This window comes from Arenimonas sp. (assembly GCF_036275555.1).
In the GTDB taxonomy this organism is placed as follows: domain Bacteria; phylum Pseudomonadota; class Gammaproteobacteria; order Xanthomonadales; family Xanthomonadaceae; genus Arenimonas.
On record NZ_DASUDO010000048.1, the window covers coordinates 120,820 to 142,891 of the forward strand.

The 22,072-nt window shown below is 70.8% G+C and carries 20 protein-coding genes; 13 read left to right on the forward strand and 7 right to left on the reverse strand.

Annotated features, from left to right (window positions below; translation table 11 throughout):
* Positions 1-99 precede the first annotated feature (99 nt).
* Entirely contained in the window at positions 100-1,293 is a 1,194-nt protein-coding gene (locus VFV21_RS13350) for a S1 family peptidase (RefSeq protein ID WP_329669909.1), read from the forward strand.
* A gap of 57 nt (positions 1,294-1,350) precedes the next feature.
* Here the strand turns inward: VFV21_RS13350 and VFV21_RS13355 are convergent, their stop codons facing one another.
* Both VFV21_RS13355 and VFV21_RS13360 read right to left on the reverse strand, forming a co-directional pair.
* Complete coding sequence (locus tag VFV21_RS13355) at positions 1,351-1,881, reverse strand: cytochrome b (protein ID WP_329669910.1); 531 nt, start codon at positions 1,879-1,881, stop codon at positions 1,351-1,353.
* Positions 1,881-2,942, reverse strand: a complete 1,062-nt coding sequence (locus VFV21_RS13360; RefSeq protein ID WP_329669911.1) for a catalase family peroxidase — start codon at positions 2,940-2,942, stop codon at positions 1,881-1,883. The genes VFV21_RS13355 and VFV21_RS13360 overlap by 1 nt, the downstream gene beginning before the upstream one ends.
* 168 nt (positions 2,943-3,110) lie before the next feature.
* Between VFV21_RS13360 and VFV21_RS13365 the strand changes: the two genes are divergently transcribed.
* The 3 genes from VFV21_RS13365 (at position 3,111) to VFV21_RS13375 (ending at position 6,217) form a co-directional block, all read left to right on the forward strand.
* Positions 3,111-4,004, forward strand: coding sequence for a type II CAAX endopeptidase family protein (locus tag VFV21_RS13365; protein WP_329669912.1), 894 nt, complete (start codon positions 3,111-3,113; stop codon positions 4,002-4,004).
* Between the two features lie 201 nt (positions 4,005-4,205).
* Positions 4,206-4,763, forward strand: a complete 558-nt coding sequence (locus tag VFV21_RS13370) for a DUF805 domain-containing protein (RefSeq protein ID WP_329669913.1) — start codon at positions 4,206-4,208, stop codon at positions 4,761-4,763.
* An 86-nt stretch (positions 4,764-4,849) separates the two neighbouring features.
* Positions 4,850-6,217, forward strand: a complete 1,368-nt coding sequence (locus VFV21_RS13375) for a M28 family metallopeptidase (protein ID WP_329669914.1) — start codon at positions 4,850-4,852, stop codon at positions 6,215-6,217.
* A gap of 91 nt (positions 6,218-6,308) precedes the next feature.
* Here the strand turns inward: VFV21_RS13375 and VFV21_RS13380 are convergent, their stop codons facing one another.
* The 3 genes from VFV21_RS13380 to VFV21_RS13390 form a co-directional block, all read right to left on the reverse strand.
* The gene (locus VFV21_RS13380; protein ID WP_329669915.1) at positions 6,309-6,968 is read right to left on the reverse strand and encodes a glutathione S-transferase family protein; all 660 of its coding nucleotides are present in this window, start codon (positions 6,966-6,968) and stop codon (positions 6,309-6,311) included.
* Positions 6,969-7,047: 79 nt separating this feature from the next.
* Positions 7,048-7,872, reverse strand: coding sequence for a S1 family peptidase (locus VFV21_RS13385; RefSeq protein WP_329669916.1), 825 nt, complete (start codon positions 7,870-7,872; stop codon positions 7,048-7,050).
* A 79-nt stretch (positions 7,873-7,951) separates the two neighbouring features.
* The gene (locus tag VFV21_RS13390) at positions 7,952-11,416 is read right to left on the reverse strand and encodes a PAS domain-containing hybrid sensor histidine kinase/response regulator (protein WP_329669917.1); all 3,465 of its coding nucleotides are present in this window, start codon (positions 11,414-11,416) and stop codon (positions 7,952-7,954) included.
* 327 nt (positions 11,417-11,743) lie between these two features.
* Here VFV21_RS13390 and VFV21_RS13395 point away from each other — a divergent pair, with 327 nt between their 5' ends.
* The 9 genes from VFV21_RS13395 (at position 11,744) to VFV21_RS13435 (ending at position 21,336) form a co-directional block, all read left to right on the forward strand.
* Positions 11,744-12,259: a fasciclin domain-containing protein gene (locus VFV21_RS13395; protein ID WP_329669918.1), complete on the forward strand. Its 516-nt coding sequence runs from the start codon at positions 11,744-11,746 to the stop codon at positions 12,257-12,259.
* 184 nt (positions 12,260-12,443) lie between these two features.
* A complete protein-coding gene (locus VFV21_RS13400) occupies positions 12,444-12,932 on the forward strand; it encodes an SRPBCC family protein (protein WP_329669919.1) in 489 nt (162 codons plus the stop codon).
* Positions 12,932-13,780 carry a sterol desaturase family protein gene (locus tag VFV21_RS13405; RefSeq protein WP_329669920.1) on the forward strand — a complete coding sequence of 283 codons (849 nt, stop codon included), beginning with the start codon at positions 12,932-12,934 and terminating at the stop codon, positions 13,778-13,780. Before VFV21_RS13400 ends, VFV21_RS13405 begins: the two co-directional genes overlap by 1 nt.
* Before the next feature lie 81 nt (positions 13,781-13,861).
* Positions 13,862-14,545: a vWA domain-containing protein gene (locus VFV21_RS13410; protein ID WP_329669921.1), complete on the forward strand. Its 684-nt coding sequence runs from the start codon at positions 13,862-13,864 to the stop codon at positions 14,543-14,545.
* Positions 14,546-14,547: 2 nt separating this feature from the next.
* A complete protein-coding gene (locus tag VFV21_RS13415; protein ID WP_329669922.1) occupies positions 14,548-15,306 on the forward strand; it encodes a PP2C family serine/threonine-protein phosphatase in 759 nt (252 codons plus the stop codon).
* A 13-nt stretch (positions 15,307-15,319) separates the two neighbouring features.
* Positions 15,320-17,398 (forward strand): hypothetical protein, encoded by a 2,079-nt coding sequence (locus VFV21_RS13420; RefSeq protein ID WP_329669923.1) that lies wholly within the window; start codon positions 15,320-15,322, stop codon positions 17,396-17,398.
* Between the two features lie 86 nt (positions 17,399-17,484).
* Positions 17,485-19,305: a DUF294 nucleotidyltransferase-like domain-containing protein gene (locus VFV21_RS13425; RefSeq protein WP_329669924.1), complete on the forward strand. Its 1,821-nt coding sequence runs from the start codon at positions 17,485-17,487 to the stop codon at positions 19,303-19,305.
* Between the two features lie 154 nt (positions 19,306-19,459).
* Positions 19,460-19,969 (forward strand): exonuclease domain-containing protein, encoded by a 510-nt coding sequence (locus tag VFV21_RS13430; protein WP_329669925.1) that lies wholly within the window; start codon positions 19,460-19,462, stop codon positions 19,967-19,969.
* A gap of 86 nt (positions 19,970-20,055) precedes the next feature.
* Positions 20,056-21,336 carry a phospholipase D-like domain-containing protein gene (locus tag VFV21_RS13435; RefSeq protein WP_329669930.1) on the forward strand — a complete coding sequence of 427 codons (1,281 nt, stop codon included), beginning with the start codon at positions 20,056-20,058 and terminating at the stop codon, positions 21,334-21,336.
* A gap of 70 nt (positions 21,337-21,406) precedes the next feature.
* Here VFV21_RS13435 and rpmG read toward each other — a convergent pair whose 3' ends face one another.
* Together rpmG and rpmB are read right to left on the reverse strand one after the other, a co-directional pair.
* Positions 21,407-21,571, reverse strand: a complete 165-nt coding sequence (gene rpmG, locus VFV21_RS13440; protein ID WP_034212689.1) for a 50S ribosomal protein L33 — start codon at positions 21,569-21,571, stop codon at positions 21,407-21,409.
* A 13-nt stretch (positions 21,572-21,584) separates the two neighbouring features.
* Positions 21,585-21,821 carry a 50S ribosomal protein L28 gene (gene rpmB / locus VFV21_RS13445; RefSeq protein WP_034212687.1) on the reverse strand — a complete coding sequence of 79 codons (237 nt, stop codon included), beginning with the start codon at positions 21,819-21,821 and terminating at the stop codon, positions 21,585-21,587.
* Positions 21,822-22,072: the final 251 nt, after the last annotated feature.

Below are 22,072 nucleotides of genomic sequence, written 5' to 3' on the forward strand. Positions count from 1 at the left end.
CTGTGCCAGTATCGACCCGCCGGGCCCGCCCCGCCTGCTGACCAGACGCCCCCACGGCAGGTCCTGCGCCTTCGATCTTTTCTCGACAGGAGTAAGCAGATGAGCAAGTTCACCACCTGGGCCAAACGCGGCCTCTTCGTCCTCGCCCCGCTCGCGCTGTTCGCCGCCATGTCCGCTTCGGCGGCGCCGTCGGAAGACAGCGTGCCGTCCGCCGTCCGCGAGGCCCTTCAGCGTGACCTTGGCCTGGCGCCGGGGCAGCTGGCCCAGTACCTGAAGGTCGAGCGACAGGCGCTCCAGCTTGAGCGCCAACTCGCCAACGCACAGGGCGACCGCTTCGCCGGCAGTTGGCTGGAACGCAAGGCCAATGGCGACTACCAGCTTGTCGTGGCGAGCACCTCGCTGCAGCCGCAGCGCGGCCCGGCCGACACCGAGATCCGCAGCGTGCGCCACAGCCTCGCGGCGCTCGGCGCGTCCAAGCGCGAGCTCGACACGCTCACCGCGCGCGGCGGCAAGGCGCCGGACGGCGTGTACGGCTGGTTCGTGGATGTGCGCAACAACAGCGTCACCGTGAACATCGCGCCGGGCGGCGAGCAGGCGGCGGTCGATTTCGTCGCCGCCAGCGGTGCCGACGCCGGCACGGTGCGCTTCGAGACGATGGCCTCGGCCCCGCGTCCGCTGGCCACGCTGCAGGGTGGCAGCGAGTACCTGTCGAACGACGGCACCAACTATTACTACTGCTCGGTTGGCTTCGCCGTCACCCGGCAGGGTGCGCAGGGTTTCGCCACCGCGGGCCACTGCGGCGCGGCGGGTGACCGCGTGTTCGTGGCGGTGAATCGCCGCACGGTCAGCCAGATCGGCGCGTTCGCCGGCTCGAGCTTCCCCGGCGCAGACCGGGCCTGGGTGCAGGTGGACAACAACCACACGCTGCAGCCGGTGGTGGATGGCTACAACCAGAGCGACATCGTGGTGCGCGGCAGCACCGAAGCGCCGATCGGCGCCGCGGTCTGCCGCTCGGGCCGCACGACGGGCCTGCACTGCGGCGTGATCGAAGCCAAGAACGTCACCGTGCAGTACCCCGGCGAGCAGGTGAACGGCCTGACGCAGGTGAAGGTGTGCGCGGAGGGCGGTGACTCCGGCGGCTCCTTCATCACCACCCCGGGCCAGGCCCAGGGCGTGCTGTCGGGCGGCAACTACAGCTGCAAGGGCAAGCAGGCGAACCTGGCCACCAGCTACTTCCAGCCCATCAACCCACTGCTGCAGGCCTACGGCCTGACCCTCACCACCACGCCCTGACCGCAACACCCAAATGAACCAGGTTCATTTGCAGGGCAAGTCGCAAATGAACCTGGTTTATTTGTTGCGTGCCATGGATGCGAAGACGCCGTCGCGGCGGACCCAGGCGTGGTACAGGGCGCCGGAGAGGTGCAGCAGGATCAGGCCGAAGAAGGCGTAGCCCAGCACGCCGTGCGCGCAGCGCAGCCACGAGTAGAGCGCGGCGTCCTGCGGCGCCAGCGCGGGCAGCACCCAGCCGCCGGGCAGCACCACGCCGTAGCCGCCGGCCGAGGACATCGCCCAGCCCAGCAGCGGCATCGCGAACATCAGCGCATACAGCACGACATGCGAGGCGCGCGCCGCGCGCGCCTGCAGCGGCGGCAAGGACGCGGGCAGCGTCGGCGCCGGATGGCGCCAGCGGTACCACAGGCGCCACGCGGCCAGGCCCAGCACCGCCAGCCCCAGCGGCCGGTGCAGCGCCATCAGCCAGGGGCGCGCCTCCAGCGAAGCCACCATCCCCACGCCGATGAAGATCATCGCCAGGATCATCGCCGCCATCGCCCAGTGCAGCCAGCGCGCGGTGCGGTCGTAGTGCGTCTTCGTGGCCATCAGTTCGCCTCCCCGGCCGCGCGCTCGCGCTGGCGGCGGTTGAAGGACACCGCATACGCCGCGGCCCGCGCCGCCAGCACCGGATCGGCCGACGCGGCGATGCCCTCCGGCAGGATGGTCGGGTCGAAGTTGATGTCGCGGCAGTTGCCGTCGGCCTCGGCGTAGGCGCGTTCGAGCACGAACGTGCCGGCGGCCACGCGCTGGCGATCTTCCGGCCAGGGCTGCGACGGGTCCTCGATCGGGTCGCCGGCCTCGGCCAGCGTCACCGCCAGCGTCCAGCGCACCGGGCCGCGCGCCAGCCGCGCGGCCAGCTCATCGGCGAGGTAGCTGGCCTCGGCCGCCTGGCGCTGTTCGGGCGGGAAGTCCTCGAACGGCGCCTGCGGCACGAACGACCAGCGCACGTAGCGCGCCTCGCCCGCGGCATTGGTGAATCGGAAGGCATGCACCCCGTTGTAAGCCGTATTCGCATAGCTGCTGGACCAAGGCGCTGACTGCGCCCAGGCCATGAAGTTGGCAATCTCCGGGTGACGCTGGGCAAACGCCTGCTGCTTCGCCGGATCCGGCTTGCCCGTGGCCGGGTCCGGCCGCGACGCCAGGATCTGCTCGGCGAAGGCCTGCGGGGTGGACACGGCGAAGAAGGGGAAGCTGTTCATCGCCAGCCGCCACTGCTGGCCGTCGTCGGTGTCGAACTGCAGGGCCAGGCTGCGCACCCGCGCCATGGCCTCGGGGCCGTTCGGGTCGCCGCCGCCGATGGACATGCGGCCCAGGGCCGGCGTGCGCGCCTGGGTGAACACGCGGGCCTTCGACAGCCCCGCGCCCTCCGCGGTGGGCTCGAAATAGCCGGCCACGCACACCCCGCGCGCATGCGCCCGCCGAAAACCGACGAAGGGCTTGCCGTTCTCGATGGTGTCCACCAGCCGCGGCGCCGTCACCCGCGAAGGCGTCAGCCAGCCTGCGGTCCAGGCCAGCGCCGCGGCCAGCCCGCCCACCACGGCGGCGATACCCAGGAACGGAAGCAAGGCCCGCCAGCGCGGCGGGGCAGGGGGCACGGGTTCGGACATGGCAGGCCTCGCGATCAGGACGCCGCAGTAAGCCACATCCCCCCGTTGGCCCCGGGTGAATCAAATGAACTCGGTTCATTTGATCCGGACCGGGACCATGGGCACGGGTATCCAGCGCGCGGGATCACCTACGATCGGGCAACGCCTGCGCTACCAGGCTCATCGCCGATGAAAATGAACCTGGTACCGTTTTTCCGCCGCCTGTGGCAGGTGCTGCGCCAGCTGCTGGCCGCCATGGCCCTGATTGTCGGAACAGCGCTGGCTTTCCGGTTCCTGCTCTATCCGGCGGTGCTGTGGGCCTTCGATCCGGGACCGGCGGTCGCCACCCAGCTCAAGCGGCTCGGCATCCTGGCCTTCGCCACCGTGGGCTACTGGCTCTACGTGCGCTACGTGCGCAAGCGTCCGGTCACCGAGCTGCGGCCGGCGCCGGTCGGGGCCGCGCTGGGCGGGCTGGCGGGGGCCGCGCTGATCGGGCTGGCGCTGCTGCCGCTGTTTGCGTTCGGCGCCTATGCGGTAACCACGCAGCGCGGCTTCCAGACGGGCTTGCTGGAGGTCGCGGGATTCCTGTTCGTGGCCGCGATGCTGGAGGAGTTGGTCTACCGCGGCGTGCTGTTCCAGACGCTGGAGTCGGCCTGGGGCGCGGTGCCGGCGCTGTGGCTGCAGTCGCTGGTGTTCGGCGTCGGCCACCTCGAGAACGTGTTCGCGCTCGACGGCAGTGGCTGGGACATGGCCGCCACCGTGCTCTCGGTGACCCTGCTGGGCGCGATGTGGACGCTGCTGTTCTTGTTGACCCGCAACCTGTGGATCTGCGGCCTGAACCATTTCGCCTGGAACTTCACCATCCTCTGCAGCGGCGTTCCGCTGTCGGGCATCGAAGAATGGCGCGCGCAAGCCCCCATCGAAACCGCCTACCGTGCCCCCGACTGGATCACCGGCGGCCTGTTCGGGCCCGAGAATTCGGCGGTCACGCTGGTGCTGGTGGCGCTTGCGGTGGGCTTGCTGTGGCACCGGGCGGCGAAGCACGCGAAGCTGGGGCCCGCCACGGCCACGCCCTTGGCCTGAAGGCCGTACCGCCCGCGCCACCCCAAATGAACCAGGTTCTTTGGTTGCGGGCTGTCCCAGCCAGAAAGAAAATGAACCTGGTACCGCTTTTGCCGGGCTTGCCGCAGGCGTGTCGTGGCCGTGTCGGGTCGGTGTCGTCACGGGACACGGGGCGACAGCGAGAGGATGGCCGGGTCTTCCACACCGATCCAGGGAATCGCCATGCACATCGACAGCGCCCGCCTCCGCCAGCTCCGCACCGCCCGCCAGTGGTCGCAGGAGCAGCTGGCCGAACTCAGCGGCCTCAACCTGCGGACCATCCAGCGCCTCGAGGGCGGGGCCAAGGTCTCGACCGAATCCCTGCGCGCCCTGGCCGCCGTGTTTGAAGTGCCCGCCGACAGCCTGCTGGTCGCCGAGCCCGGCCCCAGCCAGCCCGCGCTGGCGGCCATGCGCGACGGCGTCGTGCGCGGCCTGGACTTCGTCGGCACCACCCGCCGCGCCGACTTCTGGTGGTTTGCGCTGGCAGTGCTGATGCTGCTGTCCCTGGCCCAGATGCTTGCCGAGGCCGTGGCGCACCCGCTGCCCATGCAGCTGGCCTCGCTGGCCACGCTGCTGCCCTGGATCGCCGCCGTCACCCGCCGCCTGCGCGACGCCGGCCTGAACGTCTGGTGGCAGCTGATCTCCCTGGCCCCGGTGGCCGGCATCGTGGCCCTGCTTTACCTGTGCACCTTCCCGACCAGGCCGACCAAATCGGCCGAAGCGGCGAACGTGGTCGCCTGACAGCAGGACCCGCTTCACAAATGAACCTGGTTCATTTGCTGCACACTCCGGGGAGGCTAAGGTTCGCGGCTTTCCCGGAGGTCTCCATGCGCCCATTGCTGATTGCCCTTGCTGTTTCCCTGGCCTTGCCGGCGCTGGCCGCGGAGCCGGTGCCGCCGGTCGAGAAGGCCGAGCTGCATGACATCGCGCGGGCGCCTTCGGCGGCGCGCATCGAGGCCGACATCCGCAAGCTGGTGTCGTTCGGCACCCGGCACACGCTGTCGAGCCAGACCGACCCGAAGCGCGGCGTCGGCGCGGCCACGCGCTGGATCCACGCGGAGTTCGAGCGCATTTCGCGCGATTGCGGCGGCTGCCTCGAGGTGCAATACGTCACCGGCACCGTGCAGGGCGAGCCGCGCATCCCCGGCCCGGTCGAGGTGGTCAGCGTCATCGCCATCCAGCGCGGCAGCGCCGATCCGAACCGCTACGTGATCATGAGCGGCGACATCGATTCGCGCGTCACCGACGTGATGGACGCCGAGTCCGACTCGCCCGGCGCCAACGACAACGCCTCGGGCGTGGCCGGCACGCTCGAAGCCGCGCGCGTGCTGACGAAATACCAGTTCCCCGGTTCGATCGTGTACGCCGCGCTCTCGGGCGAGGAGCAGGGCCTGTTCGGCGGCAGGTTCCTCGCCGGGAAGGCCAAGGCCGAAGGCTGGCGCATCGAAGGCGTGCTCAACAACGACATGATCGGCAACAGCGCCGGCATCAACGGCGTCATCGACAACACCACCGCCCGCGTCTTCGCCGAAGGCACCCGCGCCACCGAAACCGCCGAGGAAGCGCGGATGCGTCGCTTCACCGGCGGCGAGGTGGACTCGCCCACCCGCAACCTCGCGCGCTACATCGACCGCATGGCCGGCTACGTGCCCAATCTCGACGTGATGATGGTCTACCGCCTGGACCGCTTCGCCCGCGGCGGCCACCACCGCCCCTTCAACGACCTCGGCTACCCCGCCGTGCGCGTGATGGAAACCAACGAGCATTACGATCGCCAGCACCAGGACCTGCGCACCGAGGATGGCCGCGTCTACGGCGACACCATCGACGGCGTCGACTTCGACTACGCCGCCAAGCTCACCGCCTTGAATGCCGTCAGCCTGGCCGGCATGGCCTGGGCCCCGCCGCCGCCGGCCGAGGTAAAGATCGAAGGCGCCGTCACCGCCAACACCACGCTCAGCTGGCGCAAGCCCGCCGCCGCGCAGGCCCCGAACCTGGCCGGTTACAAGGTGTACTGGCGCCTCACCACGGAACCGCAGTGGACCCACAGCCGCTGGGCCGGGAATGTCGAGACCTTCACGCTCGAGGACGTCGTGATCGACAACTATTTCTTCGGCGTCGCGGCCGTGGCCAAGGACGGCACCGAAAGCCCGGTCGTCTTCCCCGGCGCCGCCGGCAGCTTCGGCCCCTACTGACCGCGCCCGCGAACCAGGTTCATTTTGGCTCCCCTAAAATGAACCTGGTTCGGCTTCGATGGTGTTGCTTCCGGCTACTCGCCCCAGCCGATCAATCCCGATCCGGCGCGCCAAGAGGGAACAGCGGCCGATACGGCCGCGCGCCCTCCACCGCCCGCGCCACCGACGGCCGCGCCAGCAGCCGCGCGCGATAGCCGCGCAGCACGGGATACTGTTCGCCGATGCGATGCACCCAGTCGGCGTAGAACAGCGACGGCGCCGCCGCGCAGTCGGCGAGGGTGAACGCTTCGCCCGTCGCCCACGTCATCCCGGCGAGCCGCGTTTCCAGCCAGCCATAGGCCCGCTCCAGCTTCTCGGCCGACAGCGCCAGCCCTTCGCTGCGTCGGGTCGTATTGCCGCTGAGGGCGCCGCTGACGGCGTGCTGGACCGCATCCATCACGTGCAGGTCGAAGAAGCGGTCCATGAACCGAACGTCCAGCGCCTGCGCCGGATCCTCGGGGATCAACCGCACCGGCCCGGGATGCCTCTGCTGCAGGTACTCGATGATGATCGACGTCTCCACGACCTGGTGCTCGCCGTCCACCAGCAGCGGGAACTTGCGCAGCGGCCAGCGCCGCAGCCATTCGGCCGTATGCGCGGGCTGGTCGGGGCCGACCTGGCGGAACTCGAAGGGCGTCGCGTTCTCATGGAGCGCGATCAGGACCTTCCAGGTGTAGCTCGAGAAAGCGTGGCCGTAGATCGTCAGTGGCATGGTTGCGAGACCGGTCGGGTGATGCGCCGATCATCCGGGCTTGCCTGGCGGCGCGCAAATCGGTGCCGCCCGCGTGCAATCAGCGGTCAGCGGCGGCGCCGCTGCGGGTCGCGATGACCTCGTCGATCCAGTCCGCGTAATGCGCAAGCCGTACGCCATAGCTGGTTTCCCCGTACCGGCCCGGGAAAACATCGGTGCCGACCACGATGCCGCGTTTCCATGCCGCGATGCCGGCGAGTTCCCAGTCTTTCCCCGCCGCCACCAGGATCGGGCCGCCGCTGTCGCCGCTGCCCATCGAGGCCTCGAGCGGCAGCGCGTGCGGCGGCGCGTCGAAGCGGTAGCCGATCCAGCGGCCTTCCGCGTGGGTGATCCGGTTGTAGCCCTGGCGCAGGTCGGTCCGTCGCGGCGCCTGCAGTGCGTGACCTTCTGAGCCTTTGCCGGTCGCGCCCCGGCCCATGATCCGGACGGTCTTTCCTAGCGTCTCGCCGCCGTGGATCCGCACCGGCGCGACGTCGGCGGCGGGCTCGGCGAGCTCGATCAACGCGATGTCGTCGGACGTTTCCAGGAACGCGAAGAACTCATCCCAATCGCCGGACGCCAGCGCCGCCTCGACCATGGCCTGGGGCGGCGGCTTGAATCCCGGATGGGCCACGACGCGCCGCACAGCGCGCGGCGTTCCGCCCACGACCACGACCTCCGGCGCCTGCTGCCAGCTCACCGCATGCGCGGCGGTGACGACCCACTGCGGCGCTATCAGGACCCCGTGGCCCTCGCCGGGCAGGTCGGCCAGCGCGGGGAACGCGGACACCGCGATGCGGTGCTGCCGGTCCGGGACGTCGTCGCGGATCACGACGGCGTGCGCATTGAACGCGGCCAACAGGAGAAGCAAGGCGGCACGGCGCATGGGCAGGTTCCGGGCTGGGTTGGATCGATTGTCGGAATCCGTGTTCGGCTTGGCAATGCCTCCGCGCGAAAGCCCGGAGCTAGCTGCCGCCACTCCGCCGCTGCGCCCCCAGGAACGCCCGCAAGCTCGCCGGCTTCACCGGCTTGGTCAGTACCGGGATGCCGAGGTCACGCGCCGCACGCTTCACGGTATCGCTGCCATCCGCGGTTACCAGCACCGCCGGGGTGTGCGCGCCGCAGACCGCGCGCAGCGCCTGCAGCGCGCCGAGGCCGTCGAGTTCGTCGTGCAGGTGGTAATCGGCGACCAGCACATCGGGCCGGTCGGCTTGCGCCGCGGCCAGGGCGCCGGCCACGGTTTCGGCCACGCGCACGTCGACGCCCCAGCGGCCGAGCAGTGCCTCCATGCCGTCGAGGATCTCGCGGTCGTTGTCGAGGCAAAGCACCTTCAGGCCGCCCAGGTCGCCCTGCGGCGGGGCGCTACGCGCCGGCGTGGCGGGCGCGGCGGTCTCGGCCAGCGGCACGCTGAGGTTGAACACGCTGCCGCGGCCGGGCCAGCTGCGCACGCCGATGGGGTGGTCGAGCAGGCGCGACACGCGCTGGCAGATGCTCAGGCCGAGGCCGAGGCCGCGCTCGCCCCAGGGCGAGGGCTGGTCGAAGCGGCGGAACTCGTCGAACACCTGCGCCAGATGGTGCGGCGGGATGCCCGGTCCGGTGTCCCACACCTGCACCTCGACGCGGTCGCCCCGGCGGCGGGCGCCGATCACCACGCGGCCTTCCTTGGTGTAGCGCAGGGCATTGGCGACGAAATTCTGCAGCGCACGGCGCAGCAGCCGCCGGTCGCTGCGCACCGACAGCGGGCCGGCATGCACGCGGAAGCCGAGGCCGCGGCTGGCGGCCAGCGGCGCGTACTGCGCGCTCAGGCTGGCCAGCAGCTCATCGAGGCGGAACACCGCGGACTCGGGCTTGAGCGAGCCGGCGTCCAGGCGCGAGATGTCCAGCAGGCCGTCCAGCAGTTCCTCGGCATCGCGCAGCGACACGTCCACGCGCTCGGCGAGGCGCTGCTGCTCGGGCGGGTCGTCGGCCTCGCGCAGGGCGCTGGTGAACAGGCGCGCGGCGTTGATCGGCTGCAGCACGTCGTGGCTGATGGCGGCCAGGAAGCGCGTCTTCGACTGGTTGGCGGCTTCGGCCTCGCGGGTGCGCTGCTCGACGCGCTGCTCGAGGTTCTCGTTGGCTTCGCGCAGGGCCTGTTCGGCGCGCTTGTAGTCGGTGACGTCGCTGTAGGTGGTGACGTAGCCGCCGCCGGGCAGGGGCTGGCCGCGCATTTCCACCACCTGGCCGTTGGCGCGCACGCGCTCGAACACATAGGGCGAGCCTTCGCGCAGATACGCCACGCGCTTGGCCACTTGTTCGTCCGCGTCGCCCGCGCCCATCTCGCCGCGTTCGGCGTTGTAGCGGATCAGGTCGGCCACGGGGCGGCCGACGTAGAGCATGCCTTCCGGGTATTCGAACAGATGCTGGTAGCGGCGGTTCCAGGCCACCAGCCGCAGGTCGCGGTCGACCACGCTGACGGCCTGCGACAGGTTCTCCAGCGTGGCCGAGAGGATCGCGCGGTTGAAACGCAGCTCGTGGCTGGCTTCGTCGAGCAGCGACATCACCTCGCCCAGCTCCATGCCCGAGCCGCGCAGCGCGGTGGTGAGCGTGAGGCGCGCCGAAGCCGCGCCGATCGCGCCGGCCAGCAGGCGTTCGGTGAACTGGATCAGGGCCCGGTCGGCGGGCTGCGCGGGCGCGAGTTCGTGGCCCTGGGCGGCGGCGTAGTCGCCGAACGCCCGCCGGGCCTGTCGGTCGCCGAGGATGCGCGCGGCCAGTTGCTGCAGGTCGGCGGCGCTGAGGTTGCCCTGCCAGCCACCGCCGGTGGCCAGCGGGCGCTGCGCGTAGGGGTCGAGGAAGGGCGTGGCGCGCAGGCGCTCCTCGAGGCTGGGGCGGAACCGCGCCGACACCACCAGCAGTGCGCCGATGTTCACCAGCAGCGACCAGAAGGTGCCGTGCGTCAGCGCGTCCCAGCCCTGCAGGCCGAACAGCTGCTCTGGCCGCAGCCAGCGGATGTCGAGCGGGCCGTCCGACAGCCAGCCGGTGTCGAACCAGCCCGCGCGGCTCAGCGTCGGCAGCAGCAGCGTGTAGATCCAAAGCGTGAAGCCCGCCAGCAGTCCCGCGATCACGCCGCGGCGGCTGGCCCCGCGCCAGTACAGGCCGCCGATCAGCGCCGGCGCGAACTGCGCCACCGCCGCGAAGGCCAGCAGGCCGAAGGCCGCGAGGCTGTTGCCGGTGCCGGTGCCGGTGCCGGCGCCGCGGTAGTAGGCGTAGGCCAGCAGCGCGATCGCGACGATGGCGATGCGGCGCACCCACAGCACGCGCTGGCCCAGGTGCTGGCGCTGGCCGGCATCGGTGAGGCTGTCGCGCCAGAGCAGCGGCATCACCAGGTCGTTGCTCACCATCGTCGCCAGCGCCACCGACGCCACGATCACCATGCCCGTCGCCGCCGAGAAGCCGCCGATGTACGCGGCCAGCGCCAGCGCCGTGTTGTCCATGGCCAGCGGCAGCGCCAGCACGTAGGCATCCGGCGAAATGCCGGCGCCCAGCACGAACTGTCCGGCCGCGGTGATTGGCAGCACGAACAGGCAGATCACCGCCAGGTAGCCGGTGAACAGCCAGCGCGCGCTGCGCACGTCGGCCACCTCGCCGCATTCCACCACCGCCACGTGGAACTGGCGCGGCAGGCAGACGATGGCCGCGAATGCCAGCAGCGTCTGCGCCATGAAGCCCTGCGGGATGCCCGGCGCGACGAAATCGCGGGTCGCGGCCTGGAAGCGCGCCAGCAGGTCCTCGCTGCCGGGCAGGTGGCCCAGCGCGAACACGCCCACGGCGACGAAGGCCACCAGTTTCACCAGCGATTCCAGCGCCACCGCCAGGATCATGCCGTGGTGGTGCTCGGTGGCGTCGATCTCGCGGGTGCCGAACAGGATCGCGAACAGCGCCAGCAGCAGCGCTACGTACAGCGCCGGGTCGGTGAGCGGGTGCCGCGCCACGGCCGGGTCGGCCACGGTACCCGAGAGCACGTCGATGCTCATCGCCACCGCCTTGAACTGCAGCGCGATGTAGGGGATGGCAGCAATGACCGCGATCAGCGTGACGATGGCGGCGATGTTCTGGGCGCGGCCGTAGCGGGCGGCCAGGAAGTCGGCGATCGACACGGTGCTCTGCTCGCGCGCCACCAGCACCAGCCGCTCGAGGATGCGCCAGCCGAACACGAACAACAGCATCGGCCCGAGGTAGATCGGCAGGAAGCCCAGCCCCGATTTCGCCGCCGTGCCCACGGCGCCGTAGAACGTCCAGGACGAGCAGTACACCGCCAGCGCCAGCGAGTACACCATCGGCCGCAGCCAGCTGCGCCCCGGGTACAGCGGCTTGCGGTCGCCCAGCCACGCCACCCCGAACAGCAGCCCCACGTAGCCCACCGACACCAGCAGCAGGACCCAGCCTGGAATCACGGACCCTCCCTCCGCGCCTCACCGCCCCGGAGTGTAGTAGCAAATGAACCAGGTTCATTTGCTACGACCAAAGTCGAAGGTGGCGGACGAATGCCGTCGCGCGGCGGACATGAACGCCAGCCCGTGGCTAACGCCGACGTAACGGACGCGACCCGACAAGGTGCGTACTGTCGGTCCTGCACTACGACGCAAGGTCGTAACGGCCACTCAGCCGCGCCGCAACACCCTTCCTTACTCCGCACTGAGCCCCCCACCCCTGCCTCCGCAGGGGACACGGCGCACGCCGTTCCGGATCCGCCCCCGCGGGTCCACCAGAAAGGAATCCCCATGAGCAACCACACCTCCCCCACGACCCCGGTCGCCGCCAAGGCGGCTCCGGCCAGCCTGAACCTGCTCGACACCGCGGCCGCCAACGGCAGCTTCAAGACCTTTGGCAAGGCGATCGAACAGGCCGGCCTCGCCGACTCGCTGCGCGCCACCGGTCCGTTCACGGTGTTCGCCCCCACCGACGCCGCGTTCGACAAGCTGCCGGCCGGCAAGCTCGAAAGCCTGATGAAGCCGGAGAACAAGGAAGAACTCGCGGGCATCCTCAACTACCACGTCGTGAAGGGCAGCCAGTCGGCCGCCACCATCGGCAAGTGGGACTCGGCGCGCACCCTGCAGGGCCAGTCGGCCCCGATCAAGATGGCCGACGGCAAGTGCTCCGTGGACGGCGCCATCGTCACCCAGGCCGACATCGCCAGCAGCAACGGCATGATCCACGCGATCGACAAGGTAAACCTGCCGATCGAACTGGGTTCGGCGAGCGCCCCGGCTTCCAAGCCGATGCCGACCAAGCAGTAAATCGAGGCAACCCGGCGGCGGGGTCATGATCCCGCCGCTTCCCGCGCCAGAAGCAAATGAACCAGGTTCATTTGCCGCGCCCCGTCCCAAAGGCGTGACGTACGACTGCGTAGGGTGACAAGCCGGCCAAATGAACCTGGTTCATTTGTTGCCTCCGCTCGGGGCTGCCGTCAAAATCGGGGGCATGCCCGTGACCTGTGCCGCTGAACGCTCGCTCCCCTGCCGCCCCGAAGTCGCCTTCGCGATGGCCACCGACCCCGACCGCTTCCCGACCTTCTTCACCGGCTTCGGGCCGATCCCGGCCGTGCGCGGGATCCGGCTGCACTCGCCGCTGGCGGTGGGCAGCCAGCGCCGCGTGCACAATGCCGACGGCACCGTGCTCAGCGAGCGCGTCATCGCCCACGACCCGCCGGTGCGCCACGCCTACACCCTTTCCGGCTTCCGGCCGCCGTTCGCCTGGCTGGTCACGAAAGGCGAGGCCAACTGGACCATCACCGGCCACGAGTTCGGCTCGCGCGTGCGCTGGGACTACGAATTCGAACTGACCCGCCGCTGGCTGTGGCCGGTCGCCGCGCTGGTGCTGAAGCTGTTCATGGCCCGCGCGATGCACCGCTGCCTGAAGAACATGTCGCGCGCGCTGATGACCCCCGACCCGGCGCCCGGCCGCCCCTGATGGGCGAGTGGCTCCTGCTGGCGATGGCGCCCATGTTCCTGGGCTTCGTCGGCTGGGAAGCCTGGCATTGGCGTCGCCGCGGCGCGGCGCACTACAGCCTGCGCGACACGCTGTCGAACGCCGCGCTGGCGCTGATGCACCAGGCCGCCGATGCGATCGCCTGGCTGCTGGTGATCGGCCTGTTCTGGTGGGTCTACCAGTACCGCCTGTTCGACCTGCCCACGACGTGGTGGACGATCGCGCTGCTGTTCGTGGCGCAGGATTTCTTCTACTACTTCTTCCACCGCGCCCACCATCGCGTGCGCTGGATGTGGGCCTCGCACGTGGTGCACCACTCGTCCGAGCGCCTGAACCTGTCCACGGCGTTCCGGCAAAGCCTCACCTATCCCGTGTCGGGCATGTGGGTGTTCTGGCTGCCGCTGGCCTTGCTCGGGTTCTCGCCGCCGCACATCGTGATCGTGGTGGCGCTCAACCTGGGCTTCCAGTTCTTCGTGCATACGCAGGCGGTGGGCCGGCTGGGCTGGCTGGAGAAGGTGTTCAACACGCCCTCGCACCACCGCGTGCACCACGCGCGCAACGCGAAGTACATCGACCGCAACTACGCCGGCGTGCTGATCGTCTGGGACAAGCTGTTCGGCAGCTTCACCGAGGAGGACCCGGACGTTCCGTGCGAGTACGGCATCGTCAAGCCGGTGCGCACGCACAATCCGGTCACGCTCACCTTCCACGAGTGGCGCGACATGCTGCGCGACGCGGCGCGGCCGCAGACGCTGCGGTCGCGGCTCGGGCAGTTGTTCGGTCCGCCGGAAAAGGCGCACGCGCAAGCGGGCGAAGCCCGCGCCGACTGATCGGTTGGCGGCTGCGGCGCACGCTGGGGCACAATGGAGGCCCCCGCTCGCGCACCCCGCGCCGCCCCCCGAGAGGAATGCATGGACCAGCCGCTGATCCCCGATGTCGCCCTGGTGGACAACACCGAGCAACGCACCCCGCTGGTCCTCGTGCTGGACTGCTCGGGCAGCATGGCCGGCGAACCCATCGAGCAGCTCAACCAGGGGCTCCAGCTGCTCGAGCAGGAGCTCAAGCAGGACGTGATCGCCGCCAAGCGCGTGCGCCTGCTGGTGGTACAGTACGGTGGCCTGGACGCCGCCGAGGCCGTGGGCGATTGGCACGACGCGATGGATTTCAGCGCGCCGCGCCTGTTGGCCAACGGCACGACGCCCACCGGCAAGGCCGTCGACCTGGCGCTGGCGCGCATCGAGGAAGAGAAGCAGGGCTTCCGCCAGGCCGGCGTGGCCTACACCCGGCCGTGGCTGTTCCTGATGTCCGACGGCCAGCCCACCGACGACTGGCGCGTGGCGGCCCAGCGCTGCCGCGAGGCCGAACTGGCGAACAAGGTCGCGGTGTTCCCGATCGCCGTCGGTGCCGGTGCCCGCGCCGATGCGCTGGGTGAGTTCAGTGCCCGCGGCGACGCCGGGGTGAAGCGACTGGACGGCCTGAAGTTCCAGGAACTCTTCCTCTGGCTCAGCGCCAGCATGAAGGTGGTCTCGCAGGCGCGGCCGGGTGGCCAGGCCCAGTTGCCCGCCGTGGATGGATGGGCCAGCGTGGAAGTCTGAGCATGCCCTGGCATGTGTGTGCGGCCACCGCCACCGGGAAGTCGCACCTCGATGCCGGCACGTCCTGCCAGGACGCGCTGTCGCACCAGGTCCGCGACGGCGTGCTGGTGGCCGCGGTCTGCGACGGCGCCGGCTCGCAGCCGCTGAGCGGCGAAGGTGCGCAGGCCATCGCCCGCGACGTGGTGGCCGGGCTGGTTGCGCGCCTGGCCGCGGGCGTGCCGCTGCCGACGCTGGCGGCGGCCGATCTCGAAGCCGAGGTCGCGGCTTGCCTCAGCGCCGTCCGGGAGACCCTGCAGGCGCGCGCCGACCAGGCCGGCGTGGCGCTGGGCAGCTATGCCGCCACCCTGGTCGGCGTCGTCACCGACGGCGAGCGCGGCGGCTTCTTCCACGTCGGCGACGGCATCGCCGTGGCGGACGCGCGCGACACGGCCCTCGCGCCGGTGCTGTCGCTGCCCGAGAACGGCGAGTACGCCAACGAAACCTACTTCGTCACCGGCCAGGACTGGCGCGCGCACCTGCGCCTGACGCCGATCAGCCATCCCGTGCGCCGCGTCGCGCTGATGTCCGATGGCGCCGCCAGCTTCGTCATGGCGCGCGGGTCGGGCGGGCTGTTCCCGGCCTTCATCGATCCGGTGCAAGCCTTCCTCTCGGCGGCCCCGGAGGCGCAAGGCAGCGCCGCGCTGCAGGGCACGCTGGCGGATCCGCGCACGTGGCGCATCACCGGCGACGACAAGGCGCTCCTGCTGGCGCTGTGGCAGTGAACGCGGCCCCGCGATGAGCCTGAAGGCGGGCGACACGGTCTTCATCGAAGGCGGCGGCCCGCTGACCCTGGGGCCGCTGGTGAAGAGCGGCGGCGCCGGCAGCGTGCACTTGGTCGCGGGCGATCCGCGCCGCGTGGCCAAGCTCTACCACGCCGGGCTGGCCAGCCCCGAATACGAACGCAAGCTCGCGGCGATGCTGGCGCTGGCGCCGGCACTGCCGGCCATCCGCGACGGCGACCGCGAGCACGTGCAGATCGCCTGGCCGCAGGCGCTGCTGCGCGATCGCCGCGGCCGCTTCCTCGGCTTCCTGATGCCGGCGGTGGACATCAAGGCCACCAGCGAACTGGAAACCATCCTGCAGGAGCGCCAGGCACGCGCACATGGCCTGCCCACCGGCCTGGGCGCGAAGCTGACCCTGGCCGCCAACCTGGCCTCGGTGATCGCCGCCCTGCACGACGAGGGCCACCACGTCGTCGACCTCAAGCCGGTGAACCTGCGTTTCTATCCGCGCTCGCTTTACATGGCGCTGCTCGACTGCGACGGCTTCAGCATCCAGGGCCAGGGCGAGCGCTTCCCGGCCCCGCAGTTCACGCCCGATTACCTGGCGCCGGAGTTCCAGCGGCAGGGACTCGATGATGCCGGGGAGCAAACGCAGGATCGGTTCGCGCTCGCGGTGGTGGCGTTCCAGCTGCTCAACTTCGGCCTGCACCCCTACGCGGGGCGACCCGCCAGCGACCAGTTGGCCACCGACCTGCCCGGTCGCATCGCCCAGGGCGCCTACGCCTACGGCCTGCGCCGCAATCCGCTGATCCACCCGAGCCCGGTCAGTGGCCACGAGGCCTTGCCCGGGGAACTGCGTCGCCTGTTCGACCAGGCGCTGGGTGGCGGGACGACGCGGCCGGCGGCGGCGGAGTGGGCCGAGGTGCTGCGGGGTTACGCGTTGCGCGCGAACCAGCGCCTGGTGGCGTGCGAGCGCGACGCGGCGCACCAGCATTTCGCGGGCCTGGCCTGCGCGGCCTGCGACCGGGTCGCGCTGATGGCGCGTACCGCGCGCGCGGCGCCGGGCGTGCGCCGGGCCGCGGCTCAGCAGGCGGCGGCGCAGGCGGCGGCGGTTCGCATGCGTGCGCCGATGCCCGCCGCGGCAGCGCCGGCGCCGGGTCGTGCCTGGGGCGTGGCGACCGCCCGCCCGGCACCGGCGCCGCCACCGGGCCTGCCGTTCCCGCCGTTGCCGCCGATGTCGTCGGCGACGCGGCGGCACCTGCAGTGGCGACGGCGACGCCATCCCCTCTTGCCCTTGCTCGCGCGGGTCTGGCGCAAGATCTACGAATGGAGCATCGCGGCCATCGGCGTGGTGGTGGTGGTGGCCATGATGAGAGTGCTGGGCCTGGCGAACGCGCCGCCGCCGCGGCCCGCACCGCCCGCGTCGGCGGTGCCGGTGGCGCCGGACCCGTCGCGCATCGCGGCACGGATCCGTGCGACCGATAGTCGGGCACTGGCGGCGTCGGCGGCCCTGGCCGCCGGCGACCGCCCGGCGTTCCAGGCGGCGTTGGATGACCTCGAGCGTCATGCGGCCGTGCCACGCGGCACCCGCGCGACCATCGCCCGGCGCGACGTGCGCCTGCTGTCGCGGGTCGTGCCGGGCGGCGAGGAGGCCTATCGCCGCGAAGTCGATGCCTTGATCGGCCGGCTCACGAAGGACCCCGAGGACGCCGAAGCCGCGTTCCTGAGCGGCTGGATGCTGCTGCACGAGGGTGACCGCGCACGCGCGCGCGAGTACTTCGCGCGCGCCGTGGGTGCGGCCCCGGATTTCCCGGCCGCGTGGTATGGCCTCGGGCTGTCGGCGGCCACCGATCCCGAGCGCATCGCGCTGTTGGCGGTGGCCGAAACGCGGTTCCCGAACGAGACCGCCGCCGGCCTGGTCCGCAGCCGATTCGAACGCGACGTGGCGCCGCGCATCGGCGAAACCGAGGCGCGCATGCAGCGGCTGGCGGCCCAGGCCCGCCGGATGGCGCAGCCCTTCACGGACGCGGACCTGCCTGCCGAGGTCGCGCGGCTGGCCGCGCAACCGCTTCCGCCGCCGCCGTCGCCCTGACCACCGGAACGGCGGCCGCATCCATCCTGGCCGCCGCCACGAAAGTCTTACTGACCGGTACCCCGGGCCGTGGCAGGCTGGCGGCCATGACCGCCACGGTGCCCGGGCTGGACCTGGATTCGCCGCCCTTCGACCTGCTCGACGCGGGCCAGAAGGCGCGCGTGGCCGCCGCGGTGGACCTCGGCTTCCATCCGGGCGGCACGCGCCTGATCGAAGCGGGCCAGGCCTCGCCGCACGTGTTCGTGATCCTGAAGGGCCGCGTGCAGGCAAGTGATCCGGGCGCGGCGGGCGACGAATCGCGCTTCGCCGACTACGGGCCGGGCGATCTGTTCGGCGCCTTTGCCGTGATCGCGGGCCGGGCGCGGCATCGCTACACCGCCGTGGGCGACGCGCTCTGCTTCCTGCTGCCGGCCGCGGTGTTCGAGGCGTTGCTGGCCGAGAATCCGCGCTTCGCCGCCTACTTCCACGAAGCGCTGTCGGTGAAGCGCCGCCTGCTGGCCGAACGGCAGCAGCCCAGCGAACTCAGCCGCCTGATGCTGACGCGCGTGCGCGACGCCCAGCTGGCGCCGGTGCATGCCGTGCCCGACCACACCGGCATCGGCGCCGCCGCGCTGGCGCTGCGCGAGCACAAGGTGGATTGCCTGGTCGTCACGGGCGACCCGGCCGGTGCGGGCATCGTCACCCGCACCGACCTGCTTGATGCGCTGACCACCGGCGGCCTCGACGCCAGCGCGCCCATCGGTGCGCTCGCCAGCCGCCCGCTGCGCGCCGTGCGCGCCGACGACGTGCTGTTCCAGGCGATCGTCACCATGACCGAGCACCACATCGAACGCGTGGTGGTGCTTGACGACGAGAAGCCGCTCGGCACGCTCGGCATGGCCGAGGTGCTGGCGCACTACGCCAGCAGCTCGCACCTGATCAGCCTGCGGCTGGCGCGCGCGCAATCCATCGATGAGATCGCCGACGCCGCCGGCGGCATGACTGACCTGGTGCGGCAGCTGCACGCGCAGGGCGCGAAGATGAGCTACCTGATGGAGCTCGTGAGCGCGCTCAACCGCCGCGTCATGGCCCGCGTATTCGAGCAGGTGGTGCCGGCGGAACACCGCGGCAAGCTCTGCCTGCTGGTGCTGGGCAGCGAAGGCCGGCGCGAGCAGATCCTCAAGACCGACCAGGACAACGCGCTGGTCATCGCCGAGGGTTTCGCGTGGGACGGACTGCCGGCGGCGATGGATGCCTTCTCGCAGGCGTTGGCGCGCATTGGTTATCCCTCTTGCCCGGGCCGTGTGATGGCCAGCAACCCGCACTGGCGGCTGGACCAGTCGGCCTGGCGCGCGCGCATCGCGCAGTGGGCGCGCGTGGCCGATGGCCAGACCGCGCTCGATCTGGCGATCGCGCTCGATGCCCGGCCGGTGGCGGGTAACGCGGCGCTGTTCGACGAGATCGCGCCCTCGCTGCGTGCGCTGGGCAGGGACCACATCCTGCTGCGCTACCTGGCCGAAGCCACGCTGAGCAAGGGCAATCCGCTGACCTGGCGCGGACAGGTGCGCGAGGCCGAGGGACGCGCCGACCTCAAGCGCGGCGGCGTGTTCCCGATCGTGCACGGCCTGCGCACGCTGGCCCTGAAGCATGGCATCGCGCACCGCAACAGCTTCGACCGCTGCGCCGCGCTGGTGCAGGCCGGGGCCCTCGACGCCGAACTCGGCCGCGACCTGCCGCAGGCGCTGGCGGTGCTGATGCGCCTGCGCCTGGGCCAGCAGCTGGCCGACCTCGACGCCGGCCACGCCCCCGGCAACGGCGTCGACGTCCACGCCCTGCGCCGCCTCGACCGCGAGCTGCTGCGCGACGCCCTCCGCGTCGTCAACGCCTTCAAGTCCCACGTCGCCAACACCTTCCACCTCCCCGCATGAAGCAAATGAACCAGGTTCATTTGGGTGTGGCGCGGGGTCAGCAAATGAACCTGGTTCATTTGCCGTGAACCGGGTGCGGCGGTGGTGGCTGGGCAGGAGGCATCGCGCGGGCGAGTGGGGGTTCCTGTTTGATGCGGCGCCGGCGGGGGAGTGGGTGTCGCTGGACCTGGAGACGACGGGGCTGGATCCGTCGCGCGATGCGGTGCTGAGCCTGGCCGCGGTGCCGGTGCGCGGCGGGCAGGTGCGGCTGAGCGAGCGCTTCGAGACCCTGGTGCAGCCGGGCCGCGGCTTCGATATCGAATCGATCCGCCACCATCGCCTGACGCCCGGCGAGGTGGCGAACGCACCCACGCTCGACGCGGTCCTGCCGGGTTTCCTGCGCTGGCTCGGGCCGCGACGACTGCTCGGTTACCACCTCGCCTTCGACCTGGCGATGCTTGGCCCGTCGGTGCGCGCACTCACCGGCTTCCCGCTGCCCAACCCGCGCCAGGAGCTGGCGCAGGCCTGGCTCGACCACCAGCGCCTGGCGCAGCCCCGGGGCGACATCGATCTCTCGCTCGACACCCTGGCGGCCGCGCTGGACCTGCCCGCGCTGGGTCGCCATACGGCCCTGGGCGACGCCACGCTGGTCGCCCTGGCCTGGCTGGCCCTGTCGCGCCGCTGAAGGCGCGGCCCGCCTTGGGTTGACCTCGCGGCGCGGGCTGGCAGTATCGAGGCCATGAGCCCCGCGGCCTCTCCCACGCCATGCGCATGACGCGCCGCGGACGCGCATGGCGCTGGCTGGGCGTCTCCCTGGCCACGCTGCTCGTGGTGCTGCTCTCGTTCAACTTCACCCGCGGCGAGAAGCAGCTTGAACGGGTGCTCGTGCATCCGCACGCCATCGACTCGGCGCAGTTCCGGCGCGAGATGGGCGTGCTGCTGGGCCCGGGCATCACCGCCGGCAACCAGGTGCAGGCGCTCGACAACGGCCGCGAGATCTTCCCGGCGATGCTGGCCGACATCCGCGCCGCGCAGCGCAGCATCACCTTCGAGACCTACATCTACTGGTCGGGCGACATCGGCAAGGCCTTCGCCGAGGCCCTGGCCGAGCGGGCCCGCGCCGGCGTCGAGGTCAACGTCGTCATCGACTGGGTCGGCGGCCTGAAAATGGAGGAATCGCTGGTGACCGCGATGCGTGGCGCCGGCGTCCGGGTCGAGCTCTACCGTCCGCTGCAGTGGTACAACCTCTCGCGCGTGAACAAGCGCACCCACCGCAAGCTGCTGGTCGTGGACGGCCGCATCGGCTACACCGGCGGCGTCGGCATCGCCGACGTCTGGGAAGGCAACGCCGAGGACCCCGACCACTGGCGCGACATGCACTTCCGGGTCGAGGGCCCGGTGGTGGCGCAGATGCAGGCGGCCTTCATCGACAACTGGATCAAGGCCACCGGCCGCGTGCTCAACGGCGACGCCTACTTCCCGCCCCTGGCGCCCGCCGGCGACATGGACGCGCAGCTTTTCATCAGCTCGCCCGAGGGCGGCGGCGAAAGCATGCACCTGATGTACCTGATGGCCATCGCCTCGGCGCGCGAGTCGCTGGACGTGCACGCAGCCTACTTCGTGCCCGACGCGCTGACCCTGCGTGCGCTGAAGATGGCGCTCAAGCGCGGGGTGCGGCTGCGGGTGCTGGTCCCCGGCGAGCACATCGACTCGGACGCCGTGCGGGTCGCGTCGCGTGCGCTCTGGGGCGAGCTGTTGGCGGCGGGCGCCGAGATCCACGTCTACCGGCCGACGATGATGCACGTGAAGTCGCTGGTCGCCGACGGCTACTTAGTGTCCGTGGGCTCGACCAACTTCGACGTGCGCAGCTTCCAGCTCAACGACGAGGCCAGCCTGAACGTCTACGACCGCGGCTTCGCGGCCCGGATGACCGCCACCTTCGAGCGCGACCTGGAGCGCGCCACGCCCTACACGCTGGCGGACTGGGAGGCGCGGTCCTGGGCCGAGCGCCTGCACGAGGCCGTGGTGCTGCCGATCAAGTCCCAGCTCTGACCCGCGCCAAAAAAGAAAAACCCGCCGTGGGGCGGGTTTTCCATGAAGGGGATCGAAGCGGCCGGAAGGCTTACTTGATCTTGCCTTCCTTGTACATCACGTGCTTGCGGACGACGGGATCGTACTTCTTGATCTCCATCTTGCCCGGGGTGGTCTTCTTGTTCTTGTCGGTCGTGTAGAAATGACCGGTGCCGGCCGAAGACGTCAGGCGAATCTTGTCGCGCTTGGAAGCCATGGTTCAGTCCTCCTCAGATCTTTTCGCCGCGGGCGCGGAGATCGGCGAGCACGGCGTCGATGCCGTTCTTGTCGATGGTGCGCAGGGCGTTGGCGGAAACACGCAGCTTCACCCAGCGGTTCTCCGAGGCTACCCAGAAGCGGCGCTCGTGCAGGTTGGGAAGGAAACGGCGGCGGGTCTTGTTGTTGGCATGCGAGACGTTGTTACCCGTCATCACTTTCTTGCCGGTCACTTGGCAAACTCGACTCATGGTGCAACTCCTGGGTCAGGACTGGCCACCCATAGCCCGGGCGGCGGCGGCCCCGCGCGGCTGGTCCGGGGACCTGGCAGGCGCATGCGATGCGGGATGCAGCAGACGCTCCGCCAAGGGCCGGAATCGCACTTCCGGGGCCGGGGCCGTGGGGCAGGTGCGGAGCGAGCCGCGCATTATGCCCATCTTCCCCTTTCCCCGCAAGGACTTACCCCGCGGCCCCTGTGGGAGGGACTTCAGTCCCGATGCCT